Origin of the sequence: Streptomyces sp. NPDC102278, assembly GCF_044766345.1 — a bacterium.
Classification (GTDB): Bacteria; Actinomycetota; Actinomycetes; order Streptomycetales; family Streptomycetaceae; genus Streptomyces.
Genome location: NZ_JBIWLV010000002.1, coordinates 843029 through 858501, shown reverse-complemented (window position 1 = coordinate 858501; position 15473 = coordinate 843029). Strand labels below are relative to the sequence as shown.

Below are 15473 nucleotides of genomic sequence, written 5' to 3'. Positions count from 1 at the left end.
CGGTTGGGGCCGGCCCGGGCGGAGGATGCCCCGTACGGACCACCCGGCGGCGGTTCGCGGCGCCGGTGTCAGCGGCGCCGGGCCGTCACCGTCTTCTCCACCGCGAACAGCTCCTCCTCGACGTGGTCCAATGCCAGCCGCAGCGCCCCCGTGGCCACCGCCGCTTCACCGAGCAGCGACAGCACCACCCGCGGCGGGCGCAGGCAGTACCGCTCCAGCTCCTGGCGCAAGGGCTCCAGGACCCCGTCCAGGCCGGCAGCCCAACCACCCACCACCACCAGTTCCGGATCCATCGCCAGGACCAGCGCGGCCACGTCGTGCACCAGCCGCTGGAGGAACCGTTCCACTGCGGCGACCGCCCGGGCGTCTCCCCGCCTGGCCATCGCGAACACCTCGGCCACCGCCGGCTCGTCCAACGGGTGCAGCGGTTCACCGGTGGTCGACAGCAGCTTCTCCGGCGTGACCTCGCGCCCCAGCAGGTGCAGCGCGCCGATCTCGCCGGCGGCCCCGCCGTAGCCGCGGTGCAGTCGGCCGCCGATCAGCGAACCGGCGCCCGGGCTGAGGCCCGCCATCACGAACACCATGTCGTCGGTGTCCCGCGCCGCGCCCTTCCAGTGCTCCGCGACCGCCGCGGCGTTGGCGTCGTTCTCCACCTGCACCGGGCAGCGGAAGGAGCGCCTCAACCTCTCGCCGAGCGGCAGCCCGGTCCATCCCGGCAGCGCGGTCCCCAGGCGGACCGTCCCGTCCGCCTCGACGATTCCGGGGCTGCCCACGCCGACGGCTCGCAAAGAGTCGCGCGGCACACAGGAGCGCCGCAGCAGATCGGCCACCGCCGAGCGGACACGTTCCAGGCGCTCGTCAGCCGACGCGGACTCGGCGACGTCCTTGGTGCCCGCGCCGATCACCCGCCCGTCGAGGCCGGACAGCAGGACGGCGACCCGGTGCGAGCCGATCTCGATGCCGAGCAGGTGTCCCGCCTCGGTCCGGAACCGGAAGCGTCTGGCCGGCCGGCCCTGACGCCGTGCGCCTTCCTCTGCTTCGGCCTCCACCACGAGCCCCGTGCCGATCAGCCCCTCCACCACTCCTTCCACGGTCGGTCGGGAGAGCCCGGTGACCCGTGTGAGGTCGGTGAGGGTCGGCGATTCGGCCGCGCGCAGCGCCCGCAACACCACCGCCGAATTGATCCGTCGGAGCAGAGAGGGGTCCCCGCCGGTCAGCTGCCCCAACGTGTGTCCTCCCAGCTAGCGGCCCTGTCAGCCGGATCGTACTGCGCACCCGCCACAACGGCGAGAAGCGGCCCCCCATCGGCCGGAATCAGCCCCTCCCTTCAGCCCCTCCCTTCAGGCCCTCAGGCACGGCAGGCACTCAGGTCGGGGCAAGGCCCTCAGGCACTCAGGCCGGGGCGACGAATCCCGACTCGTAGGCCGTGATGACCGCCTGGGTGCGATCGCGTGCGCCCAGCTTCGCCAAGATCGCACTGACGTGGGACTTCACGGTCTCCGTGCCGACGATCAGCTCTGCCGCGATCTCCACGTTGGTCAAGCCCCGGGCCATCAGCCGGAGCACCGCCTCCTCTCGCTCGGTCAGCGCGGCCCGTTCCAACACCGCCCGCGCCTTGTGATTTCCGTATTCCGCGGCCAGGGCTCGCACGGCGGCCGGGAAGAGCAGCGTCTCTCCCTCCGCGACGAGACGGACCGCGTGCACGATCTCCGAGGGCCGGGCCCGCTTCAGCAGGAAGCCGTCAGCGCCGGCCCGCAGGGCCTGGTAGACGTACTCGTCGTTCTCGAACGTCGTGACCACGAGGATCTTCGGCGGCGAGTCCACGGACCGCAGAACCGCCCGCGTCGCCTCGATCCCGTCCAACAACGGCATCCGCACGTCCATCGCCACCACGTCCGGTCGCAGCTGCCGGACGAGCGGAACCACTGAGGCTCCGTCGGCGGCCTCGCCCACCACCGTGATGTCGGACTGTGCTTCCAGGACGGCGCGCAGACCCGCGCGCACCAGAGGTTCGTCATCGACGAGCAGTACGGTAACCGGCATTCGATCAGCGTATTCGGTCCAGCGGAAGTCGGGCGAACACTCTCCAACCACCCTCGTACGGACCGGTTTCGGCTTCCCCGCCGAGGAGCGCCGCCCGCTCCCGCATCCCGCGCAGCCCGCTTCCGCCGCCCGATGTGAAGGTGGGCCGTTGCGGCAGTGGGTTCGTCACTTCCAGGTCCAGCCGGCCGGTGGCCATCTCGACCCGCACCCGGACGGGTACGGGGCCGCAGTGACGCAGCACATTGGTCAGCGCTTCCTGCAGAATCCGGTACCCCTCCCGGGTGACCGGACCGGGCAGCTTCTCCAGTGCTCCGGTCAGCCGTGCGTCCACCGCCGCACCCGAAGCCCGCGCCGACTCCAGCAACCGGTCCGCCTCCGCCAACGTCGGCCGCTGGGAGGGCGGCTGCGCCGACTCGCGCAACACCAGGAGCACCCGTTCCAGATCCTCCAGGGCGGCCCTTCCCGTCTCCTCGATGGCGCTGAGAGCCCGGTCGGTGAATGCCGGGTCGCCGGCGGCCCGCGCCGCCCCCGCCTGCACGACCGCCACGGTCAGGGCGTGGCCGATGGAGTCGTGCAGTTCCCTCGCGATGCGGGTCCGCTCCAACAACTGCTCGGTCCGGGCCTCCAGAGCGGAGAGCCGTTCGGCCGCCGAAGGCCCCAGCAGCCGGCGGGCGATCGCGGTGATCATCTCGCCGAGCAGCACCACGATGACGACGAGTACGACCAACGGCACCGGGGCGAGCAGCGCCGCCGCCCAGCGCGTCGGGGTGAACGGCAGGGCCGGATCCGCGGTCAACGGCTGTCCGAGTGCGGTCGCGACCAACTCCACCGTCATCACCGGCAGCACGACGGTCGCGAACATGGCGACGCCCGCGACCACCAGGCGCGTCTCCAGCCACAACAGGGTCCGCCACCGGTCCCCCCAGCGTGCCGACGGTGCGGTCCCGATGACGCTGTCGGTGCGGCCGCGGTCATGCGGGGTCAGCAGGAACTGGGCCTGCAGTCCCTCGGCCAGCCGCACCCACGGGACGAACCCGAACGGTATGACGATCAACAACGGCATCCACGGCCAACGAGGGTTGACGAACATCCAGATGGCGAGCAGAAGCAGCGGTACGCACAAGTGCAGCCAACGGGAGTAGGTCACCGGTCGCAGCGGTGCGCGGAGCAGTCGGTACATGGCTTCATCGTGACAGTGCGAAGGCCGCGAGCGTCTCCCCCACGTGGGGGAGACGCCACCCTCGCTCGGGGGAGGAAACCGTGCGGGGCCGGCGGCGAATCTTGAGGCATGAACCGTGAACCGAACCGCATCGAGATCCGCGAACTGACCAAGGACTACGGCACCACACGTGTCGTGGACCACCTCACCTTCGACGTCCTGCCCGGACGGGTCACCGGCTTCCTCGGGCCCAACGGGGCCGGGAAGTCCACGACCATGCGCCTGTTGCTAGGGCTCGACCGACCCACGGCGGGCACCGCCACCATCGGTGGGAGCCGGTTCGCCGACCTGCGAGACCCGCTGCGCCGGGTGGGTGCCCTGCTCGATCCGCAGGCGGCCCACGGAGGCCGCACCGCCCGTGACCACCTCCTCGCGCTCGCCGTCAGCAACGGCATCCCGGCGGCGCGGGTGGACGCGGTGCTGGAACAGGCCGGGATCGCCTCGGTGTCCCGGCGCCGGGTCAAGACCTTCTCCCTGGGCATGCGCCAGCGACTGGGCGTTGCCGCCGCGTTGCTGGGCGATCCGGGGGTGCTCCTGCTTGACGAGCCCACCAACGGCCTCGATCCGGAGGGCATCATCTGGATCCGGGAGTTGATGCGTGCTCTCGCCGCCGACGGACGCACCGTCCTGGTCTCCAGCCATCTGATGGCCGAGACCGCCTCGTTCGTCGACCACCTGGTCGTCGTCGGGCAGGGAGCCCTGTTGGCCGACCTCCCGATGAAGGACTTCATCGACGCCCGCAGCACCCCCAGAGCAAGATTGCGGACCTCCGACCCCGATCGACTGCGAGTGGCGCTGGCCCGTGAGGGGTTCGAGCCGATCACCGCCGAAGACGGGCGCTGGACCGTCGACGGCATACGTGCCGAGCAGATCGGGAGCCTCGCCGCCCGCGAAGGGATACCCCTGCTGGAACTCGCCGACGAGCGGGCCTCCCTGGAGCAGGCATATCTGGAGCTCACGGCCGCCCGCGCCCAGTTCTCGGCGAGCCCCGCCCGACACCCGTCCGCCTGATACCCGTCCGCCCGACCCCCGAACTGCCGTCCCTGATGATGATCGGAACCCGCGTCATGACTGCTGCCGCCCTGCCCAACCTTCCCGTCCTGCACTCGGAATGGATCAAGATACGCTCCTCCCGCGCTGCCATCGGTTCGCTGACGGCCGTCTTCCTCGCCACCGCCGGCATCACGGCGCTCACCGCGGCCGCGATCGGAACCGCCGAGGAGGGTGCCATGGGGGACGATCGACTGCTCGGAGCCTTCTACGGGGTCAACTTCGGTCAGATAGCGGCCATTGCGTTCGGGGCCACAGCCTTCGCCAGGGAGTTCCGCAACGGCGCGCTGAGGGTCTCGCTCACGGCGGTGCCGAACCGGACCCGCCTGTTTCTCTCCAAGGTGGCCGTGATCGCCGGACTCGCCTTCCTGATGGGCCAGATCACCGGCGTCGTCACCTTCGTCGCAGGACAGGCCTTCATGGGGAGTTACGCCCTGGGCCTGGGGGACCCGGGCATGCCGAGAGCCGTGTTCGGCAGCGGGGTGTACCTGATGCTCATAGCGCTTCTGGCGGCGGGCCTGACCGCACTGACACGCAGTGCCACGCTGGTCATGAGCCTGCTCATACCTTTCCTGCTGATCTTGCCCTTCGTGGTGGGTCAGGTCGCGGGACGGGCGGGGCAGTTCATGCCGGACCGCGCGGGTCAGATGGTCTTGCGGGCGGTATCGGACGGCTCGCTCGGTCCCTGGACCGGCCTGGGGGTGTGCGGGCTGTGGTCGTTGACGGCACTGGCCGGAGGCTGGATCGCGCTGAGCCGTCGGGCGGCATGACGCCGGGCCAGTTGTCAGTGGTCCCCGTGATACTGACGGCATGACCACGGCAGAGCATCTCGACACGATCGACCGGCTCCGGGGACAGACATTTCCCACCGAGCCGGTCCGGTTCGGCAGGCACGGCAGTGGCCCGGGCCATCATCTGGTCCAACTCGTGGAGACCCGGGACTTCTGGGAAGACGACGGATCGGCCCGGGTGGAGGTGGCCGACCAGATCAGTGCCGAGTACGGCGCTCTGGTGCAGGCTTTGACCGGCCGGCTGGGCACACCGCAGGTGTTCACCTTGGACGGGGTGACGCAGCGAGGGATTGACGGGGAGGCGATACCGGAGCCGTGGGAGGAACTGGGCAACAGCGCCGACCACATTCACCTCTGGCGGGCCGGTGACCTGTGGCTGGTGGTCTATGTGGCCCTTGGGGCGACCGAGGACCCCTTCAGGTTGATGGCCGCGGTCACTGTGATCGACCCGCCGTAGAGGTAGGGGACGTCCGGCTGGTGGGGAAGCGCCGGCGCAGCGGGCCGGGAGGTTTCCCCGGTTGCCCCCCGCTGCTGCCGGTTGTTCCACCTTGCTTCACTCTGCTCGAGTTGCCGGAGCGGATCCACCGGCGCCGCCTGGCCGGCCCCGGACTCACCCCGGCGCCTTCGCGGAACGAGTCGGAACGAGTCGGGGCGAGGTTCGGTCAGGGGCTCTCGGCGGCGGCGCGGAGTCGGGCGTACTCCTGGGCCATGGACTCGGCGGTCCAGTGGGCGTTGAGGCCGCTGGGGTTGGGTAGCGCCCAGATGCGGGTGGCGCCGATGGTCCGGTCCTGGGGCCCGATCTGGGCCTTCCTCTCCCCGAAGGCCGTGCGGTAGGCGGTCACACCGACGACGGCCAGCCACTGCGGACGCAGGAGTTCCACCTTGGCCGTCAGGATGCGACCACCTTCGCGGAACTCCTCGGCGTCCAGTTCGTCGGCACGGGCCGTCGCCCGGGCCACCACGTTGGTGATGCCGAGCCGGTAGGTCAGCAACTCCTCCTGCTCGGCGGGGGCCAGCCGGCGGGGGGTGAAGCCCGACAGGTGCAGGACCGGCCAGAACCGGTTGCCGGGGCGGGCGAAGTGGTGGCCCGTGGCGGCGGAGAGGAGCCCCGGATTGATTCCGCAGAACAGCACACGCAGGCCGCCCGCGACCACGTCCGGGAGGACGCGGTCGCGGGCGGCGGCAAGCTCGTCGGGGGTCAGAGGATCGACCCCGGCGCGTACCCGGCGGCCTCCGGGTGCTGCTTGGAGATGGCCTCGATGCGGGAGACCACCGTCGCGACCTGGTCGCCGGCCGCGCCCGTGAAGGACAGCTTGTCGGCCATCAGGGCGTCGAGCTGAGCGCGGTCCAGCGGCATCCGCTCGTCGGCGGCCAGCTTGTCCAGCAGTTCGTTGCGCTCGGCGCCCTGCTCGCGCATGGCGAGCGCCGAGGCGACCGCGTGCTCCTTGATGACCTCGTGGGCGGCCTCGCGGCCCACGCCGGCCCGCACCGCGCCCATGAGCACCTTGGTGGTGGCGAGGAAGGGCAGGTAGCGGTCGAGTTCGCGGGCGACGACCGCCGGGAAGGCGCCGAACTCGTCGAGGACGGTCAGGAAGGTCTCCAGCAGACCGTCGAACGCGAAGAAGGCGTCCGGCAGGGCCACGCGGCGCACGACGGAGCAGGAAACGTCCCCCTCGTTCCACTGGTCGCCGGCCAGCTCGCCGGTCATCGAGGCGTAGCCGCGCAGGATGACCATCAGGCCGTTCACGCGCTCGCAGGAGCGGGTGTTCATCTTGTGCGGCATCGCGGAGGAGCCGACCTGGCCGGGCTTGAAGCCCTCGGTCACCAGCTCGTGGCCGGCCATCAGCCGGATGGTCTTGGCGATCGAGGACGGGGCGGCGGCCAGCTGCACCAGGGCGGTGACCACGTCGTAGTCGAGCGAGCGCGGGTAGACCTGGCCGACCGAGGTGAAGGCCTGGGCGAAGCCGAGGTGGGCGGCGATCCGCTGCTCCAGGTCGGCGAGTTTCGCGGTGTCGCCACCGAGCAGGTCCAGCATGTCCTGGGAGGTGCCGACCGGGCCCTTGATCCCGCGGAGCGGGTAGCGCTCCAGCAGGTTCTCCAGGCGGTCGTAGGCGACCAGCAGCTCGTCGGCCGCGGTCGCGAAGCGCTTGCCCAGGGTGGTGGCCTGTGCGGCGACGTTGTGGGAGCGGCCGGCCATGACCAGCTCGGCGTGCTCCGCGGCCAGCTTGCCGAGGCGGGCGAGGACGGCGACCGTGCGGTCCCGGGACAGTTCCAGCGAGAGCCGGATCTGGAGCTGCTCGACGTTCTCGGTGAGGTCGCGCGAGGTCATGCCCTTGTGGACGTGCTCGTGCCCGGCGAGGGCGTTGAACTCCTCGATGCGGGCCTTCACGTCGTGCCGGGTGACCTTCTCGCGCTCGGCGATGGAGGCGAGGTCGACCGTCTCCAGGACACGCTCGTAGTCGGCGAGGGCGGCGTCCGGGACCTCGATACCGAGGTCCTTCTGGGCGCGCAGTACGGCGAGCCACAGCCGCCGCTCCAGCGTCACCTTGTACTCGGGGGACCACAGGACGGCGAGCTCCGCGGAGGCGTAGCGGCCGGCCAGGACATTGGGGATGCGGGGCTTGGCTGTCACGTGGATTGATTCTACTTGGGCCGCCGCTGTGCGTTCACGCAGGTAGGGGGCCCACCTCGGATTGTGCCTTGCTACGAGAGTCGATCCGTGGCGGAGGGCGCGTACGGAAGCAGTTCCGCGCGCTTCGCCGCCCGACCGTCGCCCGACGAGCGGCCGGTCAGCCGGCGCCCGATCCACGGCAGCAGGTGCCGCCGGGCGAAGCGGAGGTCCTCGGTCCGGCGAGCGGGCCAGCTCGGCGCCGCCGAGGGAGCGAGATCGGCCCGCCATTCGTCCTCGGGCGGCAGCCCCAGGCTCTGCCAGACGGCCTCCGCCACCCGGCGGTGCCCCTCCGCCGTGAGGTGCAGCCGGTCGACGTCCCACATGCGCGGGTCCGCGAGGACGGGCGCCCCGTACAGGTCCACGAGCAGCGCGTCGTGCCGTGTGGCGAGCTCGTCGAGGATCACGAAGAGCTCCTCCATGCGCGGGCGGAAACGATCCATCACCGGTCCGTTGCGCCCCGGCGAACGCATCAGCACCAGCGTCTTGCAGGAGGGGGCCAGCAGTTCCACGGCCTCCTCCAGGTGCCCCCGCACCCGGCCCATGTCGACCTTCGGCCGCAGCGCGTCGTTCAGGCCGCCCACGAGCGTCACCACGTCGGCGCCCATCGCCGCCGCCACCGGCGCCTGCTCCCCGGCGATCTGGCCGATCAGCTTGCCGCGCACCGCGAGGTTCGCGTAGCGGAAGTCCGGCTCGCGGGTCGCGAGGCGTGCGGCGAGCAGGTCGGCCCAGCCCCGGTAGGAGCCGTCCGGGAGCAGGTCGGACATGCCCTCGGTGAAGGAGTCACCGATCGCGACAAAACTGGTGTAGGACGCATTCATCTCCATGGCGGGAGCGATGCTACCGCGCGGTACCCCGGCCTCGCACGGTCGGGGACCGTCCGGGGCCGGGGATCGCCGACGCGCGGGTCAGAGGGCGCCGCTCACGTGGCGGCCGGCCTGCCGAACAGCTCCCGCAGCACGTCCTCCATCGTGACCAGGCCCGTCATGACGCCGTCCTGCCCGAGCACCGCCGCCAGGTGCGTGCGGCTGCGCCGCATGGCGGTCAGCACGTCGTCCAGCGGGGTCTCCGCCCGCACCTGGGCGATCGGGCGCAGCTCGGACAGGGGGAACGGTTGGTCCCGCTCGGCCACGTCCAGCGCGTCCTTGACGTGCAGGTAGCCGAGGATCTTGTGCTCGGCGTCGATCACCGGGAAGCGGGAGTAGCCGGACTCGGCCGACAGCCGTTCCAGACCCGCCGCGGAGATGCCCTCGCGCGCCAGGACCACCCGGTCCGACGGCAGCACCACATCGGTGACCGGGCGACGGCCCAGCTCCAGCGCGTCGTGCAGACGCTCGCTCGCGCGGCCGTCGATCAGCCCGGCGTCGCTGGAATCCTTGACCATCCGGGCCAGCTCGTCGTCCGAGAAGGTCGCCGCGACCTCGTCCTTCACGTCCACCCGCAACAGGCGCAGCAGGGCGTTCGCGAAGGCGTTGATCGCGAAGATCACCGGCCGCAGCGCCTTCGTCAGGGTCACCAGCGGCGGCCCCAGCAGCAGCGCGGTGCGCACCGGCTCGGAGAGCGCCACGTTCTTCGGCAGCATCTCGCCGAACAGCATGTGCAGGTACGTGGCCAGGGCCAGCGCCACCACGAACGAGATCGCGTGGGTCAGTCCGGCCGGTACGCCGACCAGATCGAACAGCGGCGTCAGCAGGTGGGCGATCGCGGGCTCTGCCACCACACCCAGCACCAGGGTGCACAGGGTGATGCCCAGTTGCGCCGCAGCCATCAGCGCCGACAGGTGTTCCAGACCCCACACCACGGCGCGGGCCCGCCGGTCGCCCTGCTCGGCGTGCGGCTCGATCTGGCTGCGCCGCACGGAGATCATGGCGAACTCCGCACCGACGAAGAAGGCGTTGACGACCAGCGTCGCCAGTCCGATCAACAATTGGATCGCGGTCATCGGGTCTCCTCCGCGCCGTCGTTGTCGGCGGACTCGGCCGGCGTGTGCAGCAGCACCCGCGCGGCCCTGCGCCCGCTCGCGTCCACCACGTCCAGCCGCCAGCCGTCCAGCTCCATGCTGTCGCCGACGGCGGGGATCCGGCCCAACTCGGTCGCCATGAGCCCGGCCAGCGTCTCGTACGGGCCGTCCGGCACCCGCAGTCCGATCCGCCGGAGCTGGTCGGTGCGGGCGGCGCCGTCGGCCGAGTACAGGGCGCGCCCCGAGGCGTCCGTGCCGGCCGGGGCGAGGTCCGGGGTCTCGTGCGGGTCGTGCTCGTCGCGGACCTCGCCCACGACCTCCTCGACGATGTCCTCCAGGGTGGCCACACCGGCCGTGCCGCCGTACTCGTCGATGACCACGGCCATCGTCTGCCTGCCCGACAACCGGTCCAGCAGCCGGTCCACCGTCAGCGACTCGGGGACCAGCAGCGGCTCGCGCAGCAGTCGTTCGACGGGGTACCGGTGGCGGTCCTCGGCGGGCAGTGCCAGCACGTCCTTGATGTGTACGGTGCCGACGACGGTGTCGAGGCTGCCCCGGTAGACCGGGAAGCGCGACAGGCCGGTGGCCAGGGTGGCGTTGGCCACGTCCTCGGCGGTGGTCTGCACGTCGAGGGCGGTGACCTGGACACGCGGGGTCATGACGTTCTCCGCGGTCAGGTCGGCCAGGTTCAGGGTCCGCACGAACAACTCGGCGGTGTCCTTCTCCAAGGAGCCCGCCTTCGCGGAGTGCCGGGCCAGGGCCACGAGCTCCTGCGGGCTGCGTGCCGATGCCAACTCCTCGGCCGGCTCCAGGCCGAACCGGCGGACGAGGTGATTCGCGCTGGTGTTCAAATGGCTGATCAGCGGCCTGAAGGCACGGCTGAAGACCCGCTGCATGGTGGCCACGCGCTTGGCGATGGCGAGCGGCGAGGAGATGGCCCAGTTCTTCGGCACCAGTTCGCCGACGACCATCAGGACGACGGTCGACAGGGCGGTGCCCAGGACCAGGGCGGTGGAGGAAGCGGCCGCGGCCGACAGGCCCATGGCCTCGAACGGCTTCTGGAGCAGGGCCGAGATCGAGGGCTTGGAGAGCATGCCGATGACCAGGCCGGTCACGGTGATGCCGAGTTGGGCGCCGGAGAGCTGGAAGGTCAGGCTCCGGACGGCTGTCAGGGCGCTGTCCGCCCCGCGCTCGCCGCGTTCGACGGCTCGTTCGAGCTCACTGCGCTCGACGGTCGTCAACGAGAACTCGGCAGCGACGAAGACTCCGCAGGCGAGGCAGAGCAGCAGCGCCACGATGAGCAGGAGCACTTCGGTCATCGGTCGGTCACCTCCGTTCCATGATCAGCCGGGAGGAGGGGTGTCGCGCGACGTCGGATACCGGCAGGCTCGCCCATGGGCGGACGCTCACACCTTTCTTTCGGGTCGTTCGAGCGGATCGATGATCCCCATGGTAAAGGACAGGCAAAGGGGAGGGATCATGCGTGTGGTTCCCGTCCCTCGGGTGATGGGATCCGGAGCATGGACGATCTTCACATCGGACCCGCCTGTCCGCCAGACCTCGCCGAGGTCCTGGACTTCTGGAAGACGGCCGCCGAAGGCACAAGCATCACCGACGACCTCGCCGGAATCGAGCTGCTCCACGCCCGGGACCCGCACGCCCTCCTCCTCGCCCGCCGCGAAGGACGGCTCGTCGGCACGGTCATCGCCGGGTTCGACGGGTGGCGCTGCCACCTGTACCGGCTCGCCGTGCACCCCGGACACCGCAGGCAGGGCATCGGCGCCGCATTGCTGACCGCCGCCGAGGAGCGGTTCGTCGCCTTGGGCGGGCGGCGCCTGGACGCGATGGTGCTCGACCGCAACGCGCGGGCGCACGGGGCGTGGGACGCGGCCGGTTACCACCCCGAGGACCACTGGACCCGCTGGGTCAAGCCGCTGAACCACTGATCCGCCGACCGACCGACCGACCGACCGACCCGACCCGATCCGTCCCGACCCGACCCGACCCGACCCGACCTGATCCGACAGGCCGGCCGCCTAGTCGCCGACGCGACGGGCCGAGCCGATGACGCAGTACGAAGTGGGGAACGCCGGGCCGCGTTCCGGCAGCCGGAACGAGCGGTGCGTCACGATCCGGAAGCCGGCCGCCTCGATCGCGGCGAGCGGGTCACGGGCCGTGTGACAGCCGCCGAAGAACCGGGGCCAGACGGTCCGGTCCAGCGTCCGCTGGACGGCGGCCATGCCGGGGCCGGGCGCCAGACCGTGCTCGAAGAAGCGCAGCTCGGCGTCGGGGCGGAGCACCCGGTGGAGTTCCGCGAGGGCGCGGGGGAGGCTGCGTACGGTGCACAGCACCAACGAGGCCACGGCCACGTCGAAGGCCTCGCTCTTGACCGGAAGCGCCTCGGCGACCCCGGGTACCAGGTCCACCGGCACCTCGGCGCGCAGCGCGGCCGCCGCGGCGAGTCGGCGCAGGGAACGCTCCGGTTCGACGGCGACCACCTCGGAGACGGCCCGCGGGTAGTGCGCGAAGTTGAGGCCGTTGCCGGCGCCGATCTCGATGACGCGACCGGACACGCCGTGCAGCAGTTCCCCGCGGAGCGTGCCGATGCCGCCGCGGGTCTCGGCGGCGGCGCTGAAGCGGGCGTAGAAACGGGCGAAGTGCGGGTGGTGGACCGGGTCGGCGGGTCGGCGGGGCATGGCGGGGGCCTCCAAGCGGGGGTGGCGGCTGGTGCGGGTGCCCTGTCCGGCTGTTCCCCGCCCCGGCGGGCCGCGAAACCGCGTGGGCGCACAGTCGTCCGGGGGAGGCCGGATCGACCGGGCGCCCGGAAGGCGACCGGGCCCGGCCCGCCCGGTCGACGCGGGGGAAGGCGATAATCGCTTGTTCGCCCCGGTCGTCGGGGCTTGACGCTCGCTCTGGGGATGTGGAGACGTCGTGACCTCTCGAACGACCTTGGCGGCAGTGGTGTTGCTCGCCGCGACGCTGCCGGCGCTGACCGCCTGTGGCACCACCAAGGCGGGGACCGCCGGGAGCACGCCGCCGACCGCGGCCGGCTCCTCCGCCCCGGTCCCGTCCGGATCGGCCCGCCACGACCGGCTCTTCCCCGACGTGGCGGCGCGCTGCGCGGCCAAGGCGGCCGGGGCTCCGGCCGATCCGCAGGACGGAGGTGTGAACGGCGATGCGAACGACGGCGCGAACGGTGCTGGGAGCGCCACTGGGAGCGGCGCCGAAGGCGCCGGGGAGTCGTCGCGGGAGCTGCCGACGGACCCCGAGGCACGCAAGTACGCGGAGAACCACGCGTACAAGGCGCAGGGCACGCTCTCCGCCGAGAGCCGGTGCCGAGCCGATGCCCACGGCGCGCGGATCAAGGCGGCGTTGACGGGCGCCGGCAAGGCCGCGCCGCGGGGCGAGGTGGAACTGGCGGGATCCCTGAAGGAACTCGGCTACTCCGTCAGTGGCAACGAGGTGTACCGGAGCGGGGGAGCGCTGGGGTTCGCGCTGTTCATCCCGGAAGCCGGCCCGTGCGTGACGGGCCGGTGGACGGCCGACGGCGGCCTCACGGTGGAGGGGCACGGGGTGTACGTGGAGGACGGCTGCCTGGAGCCGAAGGGCGGACACTGACGGGACCGCCGCGGGTGCGCGGTCCCGCGCCGCCCCGGAGCGCGCCGCCGGTTCGTCCGGCCGCACGCTCCCGGGCGACAGCCCCGGCTCAGGGCCGCCAGGTCCGCAGGAACTCGACTTCCGACCAGGTGCCGTGGAGCATCGGCCCCAGCCAGGTGGGGGCCGCGTTGCGGAAGTCGGCCGGCTCCAACGTTCCTGAGCCGTCCGGGACGGCGCCCAACAGGGGGACGCCCGACGACTTCGGCAGGTCGGCGAGGTTGCACCGCGAGGCCAGGTCCGGCACGGCGGGCCAACTGCCGACCACCACGCCCCACGGGGTCAACGACCGGGCGCGCAGGGCCTCGGCGGTGAGGGTGGTGGCGTTCAGCGTGCCGAGCCCCGCCGGAGCGACGATCAGGACCGGTGCGTCGAGCAGGCGGGCCGCGTCGGCCAGGGTGTTGCCCTCCTCGTCGAAGCGGACCAGCAGCCCGCCCGCCCCTTCGACCAGAACCAGGTCGTGGGAGAGGTCGAGCCGGTGCGCGGCCTCGGCGACGGCTCTGGGAGAGACCGGAGCCAGTCCCGAGCGCCGGGCCGCCGTGTCGGGTGCCAGGGGTTCGGGGTAGCGGGCCAGTTCCTCGGCGGTCACCGACGGACCGGCCAGCCGCGCGACTTCCGCAGCGTCCCCCGGTTCGTCCGGCCCGACGCCGGTCTGGGCGGGCTTGAGCACGGCCACGGTCAGGCCGGCGGCCGTCGCGGCCGTGGCTATGGCCGCGGTCACCACCGTCTTGCCGATTTCCGTACCGGTGCCGGAGATCATCAGGATCGTCATGTGGATCAGCCCTCCCGGGCCGCGGCGCACACCGCACGGCAGATGCGCGCCACGTCGGCGTCGCCCGTGACGAACGGCGGCATCGTGTAGATCAGATCGCGGAACGGGCGCAGCCAGACGCCTTCCTTGACGGCGGCGCGGGTGGCGGCGTCCACGTCCACGGGGTGGTCGAGCTGGATCACGCCGATCGCGCCGAGTACCCGGACGTCCCGTACGCCGGGAACGGCCCTGGCCGGTTCCAGGCCCGCCACGAGACCGGCTTCGAGGCGTTTGATCTCCCGTTGCCAGTCCTGGCCCAGCAACAGGTCGATCGAGGCGTTCGCCACCGCCGTCGCGAGCGGGTTGCCCATGAACGTCGGCCCGTGTGCCAGAACGGGCACCTCGCCGCGGGAGATCCCGTCGGCCACCCGCTCAGTGCAGAGCGTCGCGGAGAGGGTGAGGTATCCACCGGTCAGGGCCTTGCCCAGGCACATCACGTCGGGGGTGATCCCCGCGTGTTCCGCCGCGAACAGCGCGCCCGTGCGGCCGAAGCCGGTGGCGATCTCGTCCAGGACGAGCAGGACGTCGTACTCGTCGCACAGGTCCCGGAGCACGGTGAGGTAGCCCGGGTTGTGGAACTGCATGCCACCCGCGCCCTGGACGACCGGTTCCACGATGACGGCAGCCAGCTCGTCGGCGTGCGCCGAGATCAGGGAGCGCAGGTGGGCGACGTACGAGGGGTCGAGGGGCGTGTCGAACCCGGCCGGCGGGGCGTCCGCGAACAGCTGCCGCGGGAGTTGCCCCGACCACAGCTCGTGCATTCCGCCCTCGGGGTCGCACACGGCCATCGGCTGCCAGGTGTCCCCGTGGTAGCCGCCGCGCCAGGTGAGCAGGCGGGTCTTGCCGACCCGGCCGACGGAGCGCCAGTACTGGAGGCACATCTTCACGGCGACCTCGACGGCGACCGAGCCCGAGTCGGCCAGGAACACGTGCTCCAGGCCGACCGGGGTGATCTCGACGAGCCTCGTCGCGAGGCGGACGGCGGGCTCGTGGGTGAGCCCGCCGAACATGACGTGCGACATCCGGCCCAACTGGGTGGCCGCGGCCTCGTTCAGCACCGGGTGGTTGTAGCCGTGGACGGCCGACCACCAGGAGGACATGCCGTCGATCAGTTCCTCGTGCCCCTGGGAGGGGGCGGCGAGCCGCAGCCGGACCCCCGAAGCGGAGGCGACGACCAGCGGATCCTGCTTCCCGGGCATGGGGCCGTACGGGTGCCAGACGTGCTGTTGGTCCAACGCGACCAGGTCGGCGGCCGACAGCGTCTCGGGCGGGTCCTG

At 71.7% G+C, this 15473-nt stretch carries 16 protein-coding genes; 5 read left to right on the top strand and 11 right to left on the bottom strand.

From position 1 onward, the window contains the following. Nucleotides 1–68 precede the first annotated feature (68 nt). The 3 genes from ACIRO3_RS08685 to ACIRO3_RS08675 form a co-directional block, all read right to left on the bottom strand. A complete protein-coding gene (locus ACIRO3_RS08685) occupies nt 69–1226 on the bottom strand; it encodes an ROK family transcriptional regulator (protein ID WP_361778452.1) in 1158 nt (385 codons plus the stop codon). A gap of 166 nt (nt 1227–1392) precedes the next feature. Then, nucleotides 1393–2043 (bottom strand): response regulator transcription factor, encoded by a 651-nt coding sequence (locus ACIRO3_RS08680; protein ID WP_361778455.1) that lies wholly within the window; start codon nt 2041–2043, stop codon nt 1393–1395. Nucleotides 2044–2047: 4 nt separating this feature from the next. After that, on the bottom strand, nt 2048–3223 hold the full coding sequence (locus ACIRO3_RS08675) for a sensor histidine kinase (RefSeq protein ID WP_404133958.1): 1176 nt from the start codon (nt 3221–3223) through the stop codon (nt 2048–2050). A gap of 108 nt (nt 3224–3331) precedes the next feature. Between ACIRO3_RS08675 and ACIRO3_RS08670 the strand changes: the two genes are divergently transcribed. The 3 genes from ACIRO3_RS08670 to ACIRO3_RS08660 are packed head-to-tail and all read left to right on the top strand — an operon-like array spanning nt 3332 to nt 5560. Beyond that, nucleotides 3332–4273: an ATP-binding cassette domain-containing protein gene (locus ACIRO3_RS08670; protein WP_404133956.1), complete on the top strand. Its 942-nt coding sequence runs from the start codon at nt 3332–3334 to the stop codon at nt 4271–4273. Nucleotides 4274–4329: 56 nt separating this feature from the next. After that, on the top strand, nt 4330–5082 hold the full coding sequence (locus ACIRO3_RS08665) for an ABC transporter permease (RefSeq protein WP_404133953.1): 753 nt from the start codon (nt 4330–4332) through the stop codon (nt 5080–5082). Between the two features lie 40 nt (nt 5083–5122). Further along, nucleotides 5123–5560, top strand: coding sequence for a hypothetical protein (locus tag ACIRO3_RS08660; RefSeq protein WP_404133950.1), 438 nt, complete (start codon nt 5123–5125; stop codon nt 5558–5560). Nucleotides 5561–5765: 205 nt separating this feature from the next. On the opposite strand, the gene mug is transcribed toward ACIRO3_RS08660, so the two are convergent. The 5 genes from mug to ACIRO3_RS08635 all read right to left on the bottom strand — a co-directional run bounded on the left by mug (nt 5766) and on the right by ACIRO3_RS08635 (nt 11050). Continuing rightward, on the bottom strand, nt 5766–6305 hold the full coding sequence (gene mug, locus ACIRO3_RS08655; protein ID WP_404134156.1) for a G/U mismatch-specific DNA glycosylase: 540 nt from the start codon (nt 6303–6305) through the stop codon (nt 5766–5768). After that, on the bottom strand, nt 6302–7735 hold the full coding sequence (gene purB, locus ACIRO3_RS08650) for an adenylosuccinate lyase (RefSeq protein WP_365998922.1): 1434 nt from the start codon (nt 7733–7735) through the stop codon (nt 6302–6304). The genes mug and purB overlap by 4 nt, the downstream gene beginning before the upstream one ends. A gap of 71 nt (nt 7736–7806) precedes the next feature. Then, nucleotides 7807–8598: an SGNH/GDSL hydrolase family protein gene (locus ACIRO3_RS08645; protein ID WP_404133946.1), complete on the bottom strand. Its 792-nt coding sequence runs from the start codon at nt 8596–8598 to the stop codon at nt 7807–7809. A 95-nt stretch (nt 8599–8693) separates the two neighbouring features. Continuing rightward, a complete protein-coding gene (locus ACIRO3_RS08640) occupies nt 8694–9713 on the bottom strand; it encodes a hemolysin family protein (RefSeq protein ID WP_404133944.1) in 1020 nt (339 codons plus the stop codon). Further along, nucleotides 9710–11050 (bottom strand): hemolysin family protein, encoded by a 1341-nt coding sequence (locus ACIRO3_RS08635; RefSeq protein WP_404133942.1) that lies wholly within the window; start codon nt 11048–11050, stop codon nt 9710–9712. Before ACIRO3_RS08635 ends, ACIRO3_RS08640 begins: the two co-directional genes overlap by 4 nt. Nucleotides 11051–11251: 201 nt before the next feature. On the opposite strand from ACIRO3_RS08635, the gene ACIRO3_RS08630 reads away from it, so the two are divergent. Then, a complete protein-coding gene (locus tag ACIRO3_RS08630) occupies nt 11252–11677 on the top strand; it encodes a GNAT family N-acetyltransferase (RefSeq protein ID WP_361778483.1) in 426 nt (141 codons plus the stop codon). A 90-nt stretch (nt 11678–11767) separates the two neighbouring features. Here the strand turns inward: ACIRO3_RS08630 and ACIRO3_RS08625 are convergent, their stop codons facing one another. Further along, complete coding sequence (locus tag ACIRO3_RS08625; protein ID WP_404133939.1) at nt 11768–12427, bottom strand: class I SAM-dependent methyltransferase; 660 nt, start codon at nt 12425–12427, stop codon at nt 11768–11770. Nucleotides 12428–12662: 235 nt separating this feature from the next. On the opposite strand from ACIRO3_RS08625, the gene ACIRO3_RS08620 reads away from it, so the two are divergent. Continuing rightward, entirely contained in the window at nt 12663–13349 is a 687-nt protein-coding gene (locus tag ACIRO3_RS08620; protein ID WP_404133937.1) for a hypothetical protein, read from the top strand. A gap of 88 nt (nt 13350–13437) precedes the next feature. Here the strand turns inward: ACIRO3_RS08620 and bioD are convergent, their stop codons facing one another. Both bioD and ACIRO3_RS08610 read right to left on the bottom strand, forming a co-directional pair. Beyond that, nucleotides 13438–14157: a dethiobiotin synthase gene (bioD, locus tag ACIRO3_RS08615; protein WP_365998930.1), complete on the bottom strand. Its 720-nt coding sequence runs from the start codon at nt 14155–14157 to the stop codon at nt 13438–13440. Nucleotides 14158–14162: 5 nt separating this feature from the next. After that, a complete protein-coding gene (locus ACIRO3_RS08610) occupies nt 14163–15395 on the bottom strand; it encodes an adenosylmethionine--8-amino-7-oxononanoate transaminase (protein ID WP_404134153.1) in 1233 nt (410 codons plus the stop codon). Nucleotides 15396–15473: the final 78 nt, after the last annotated feature.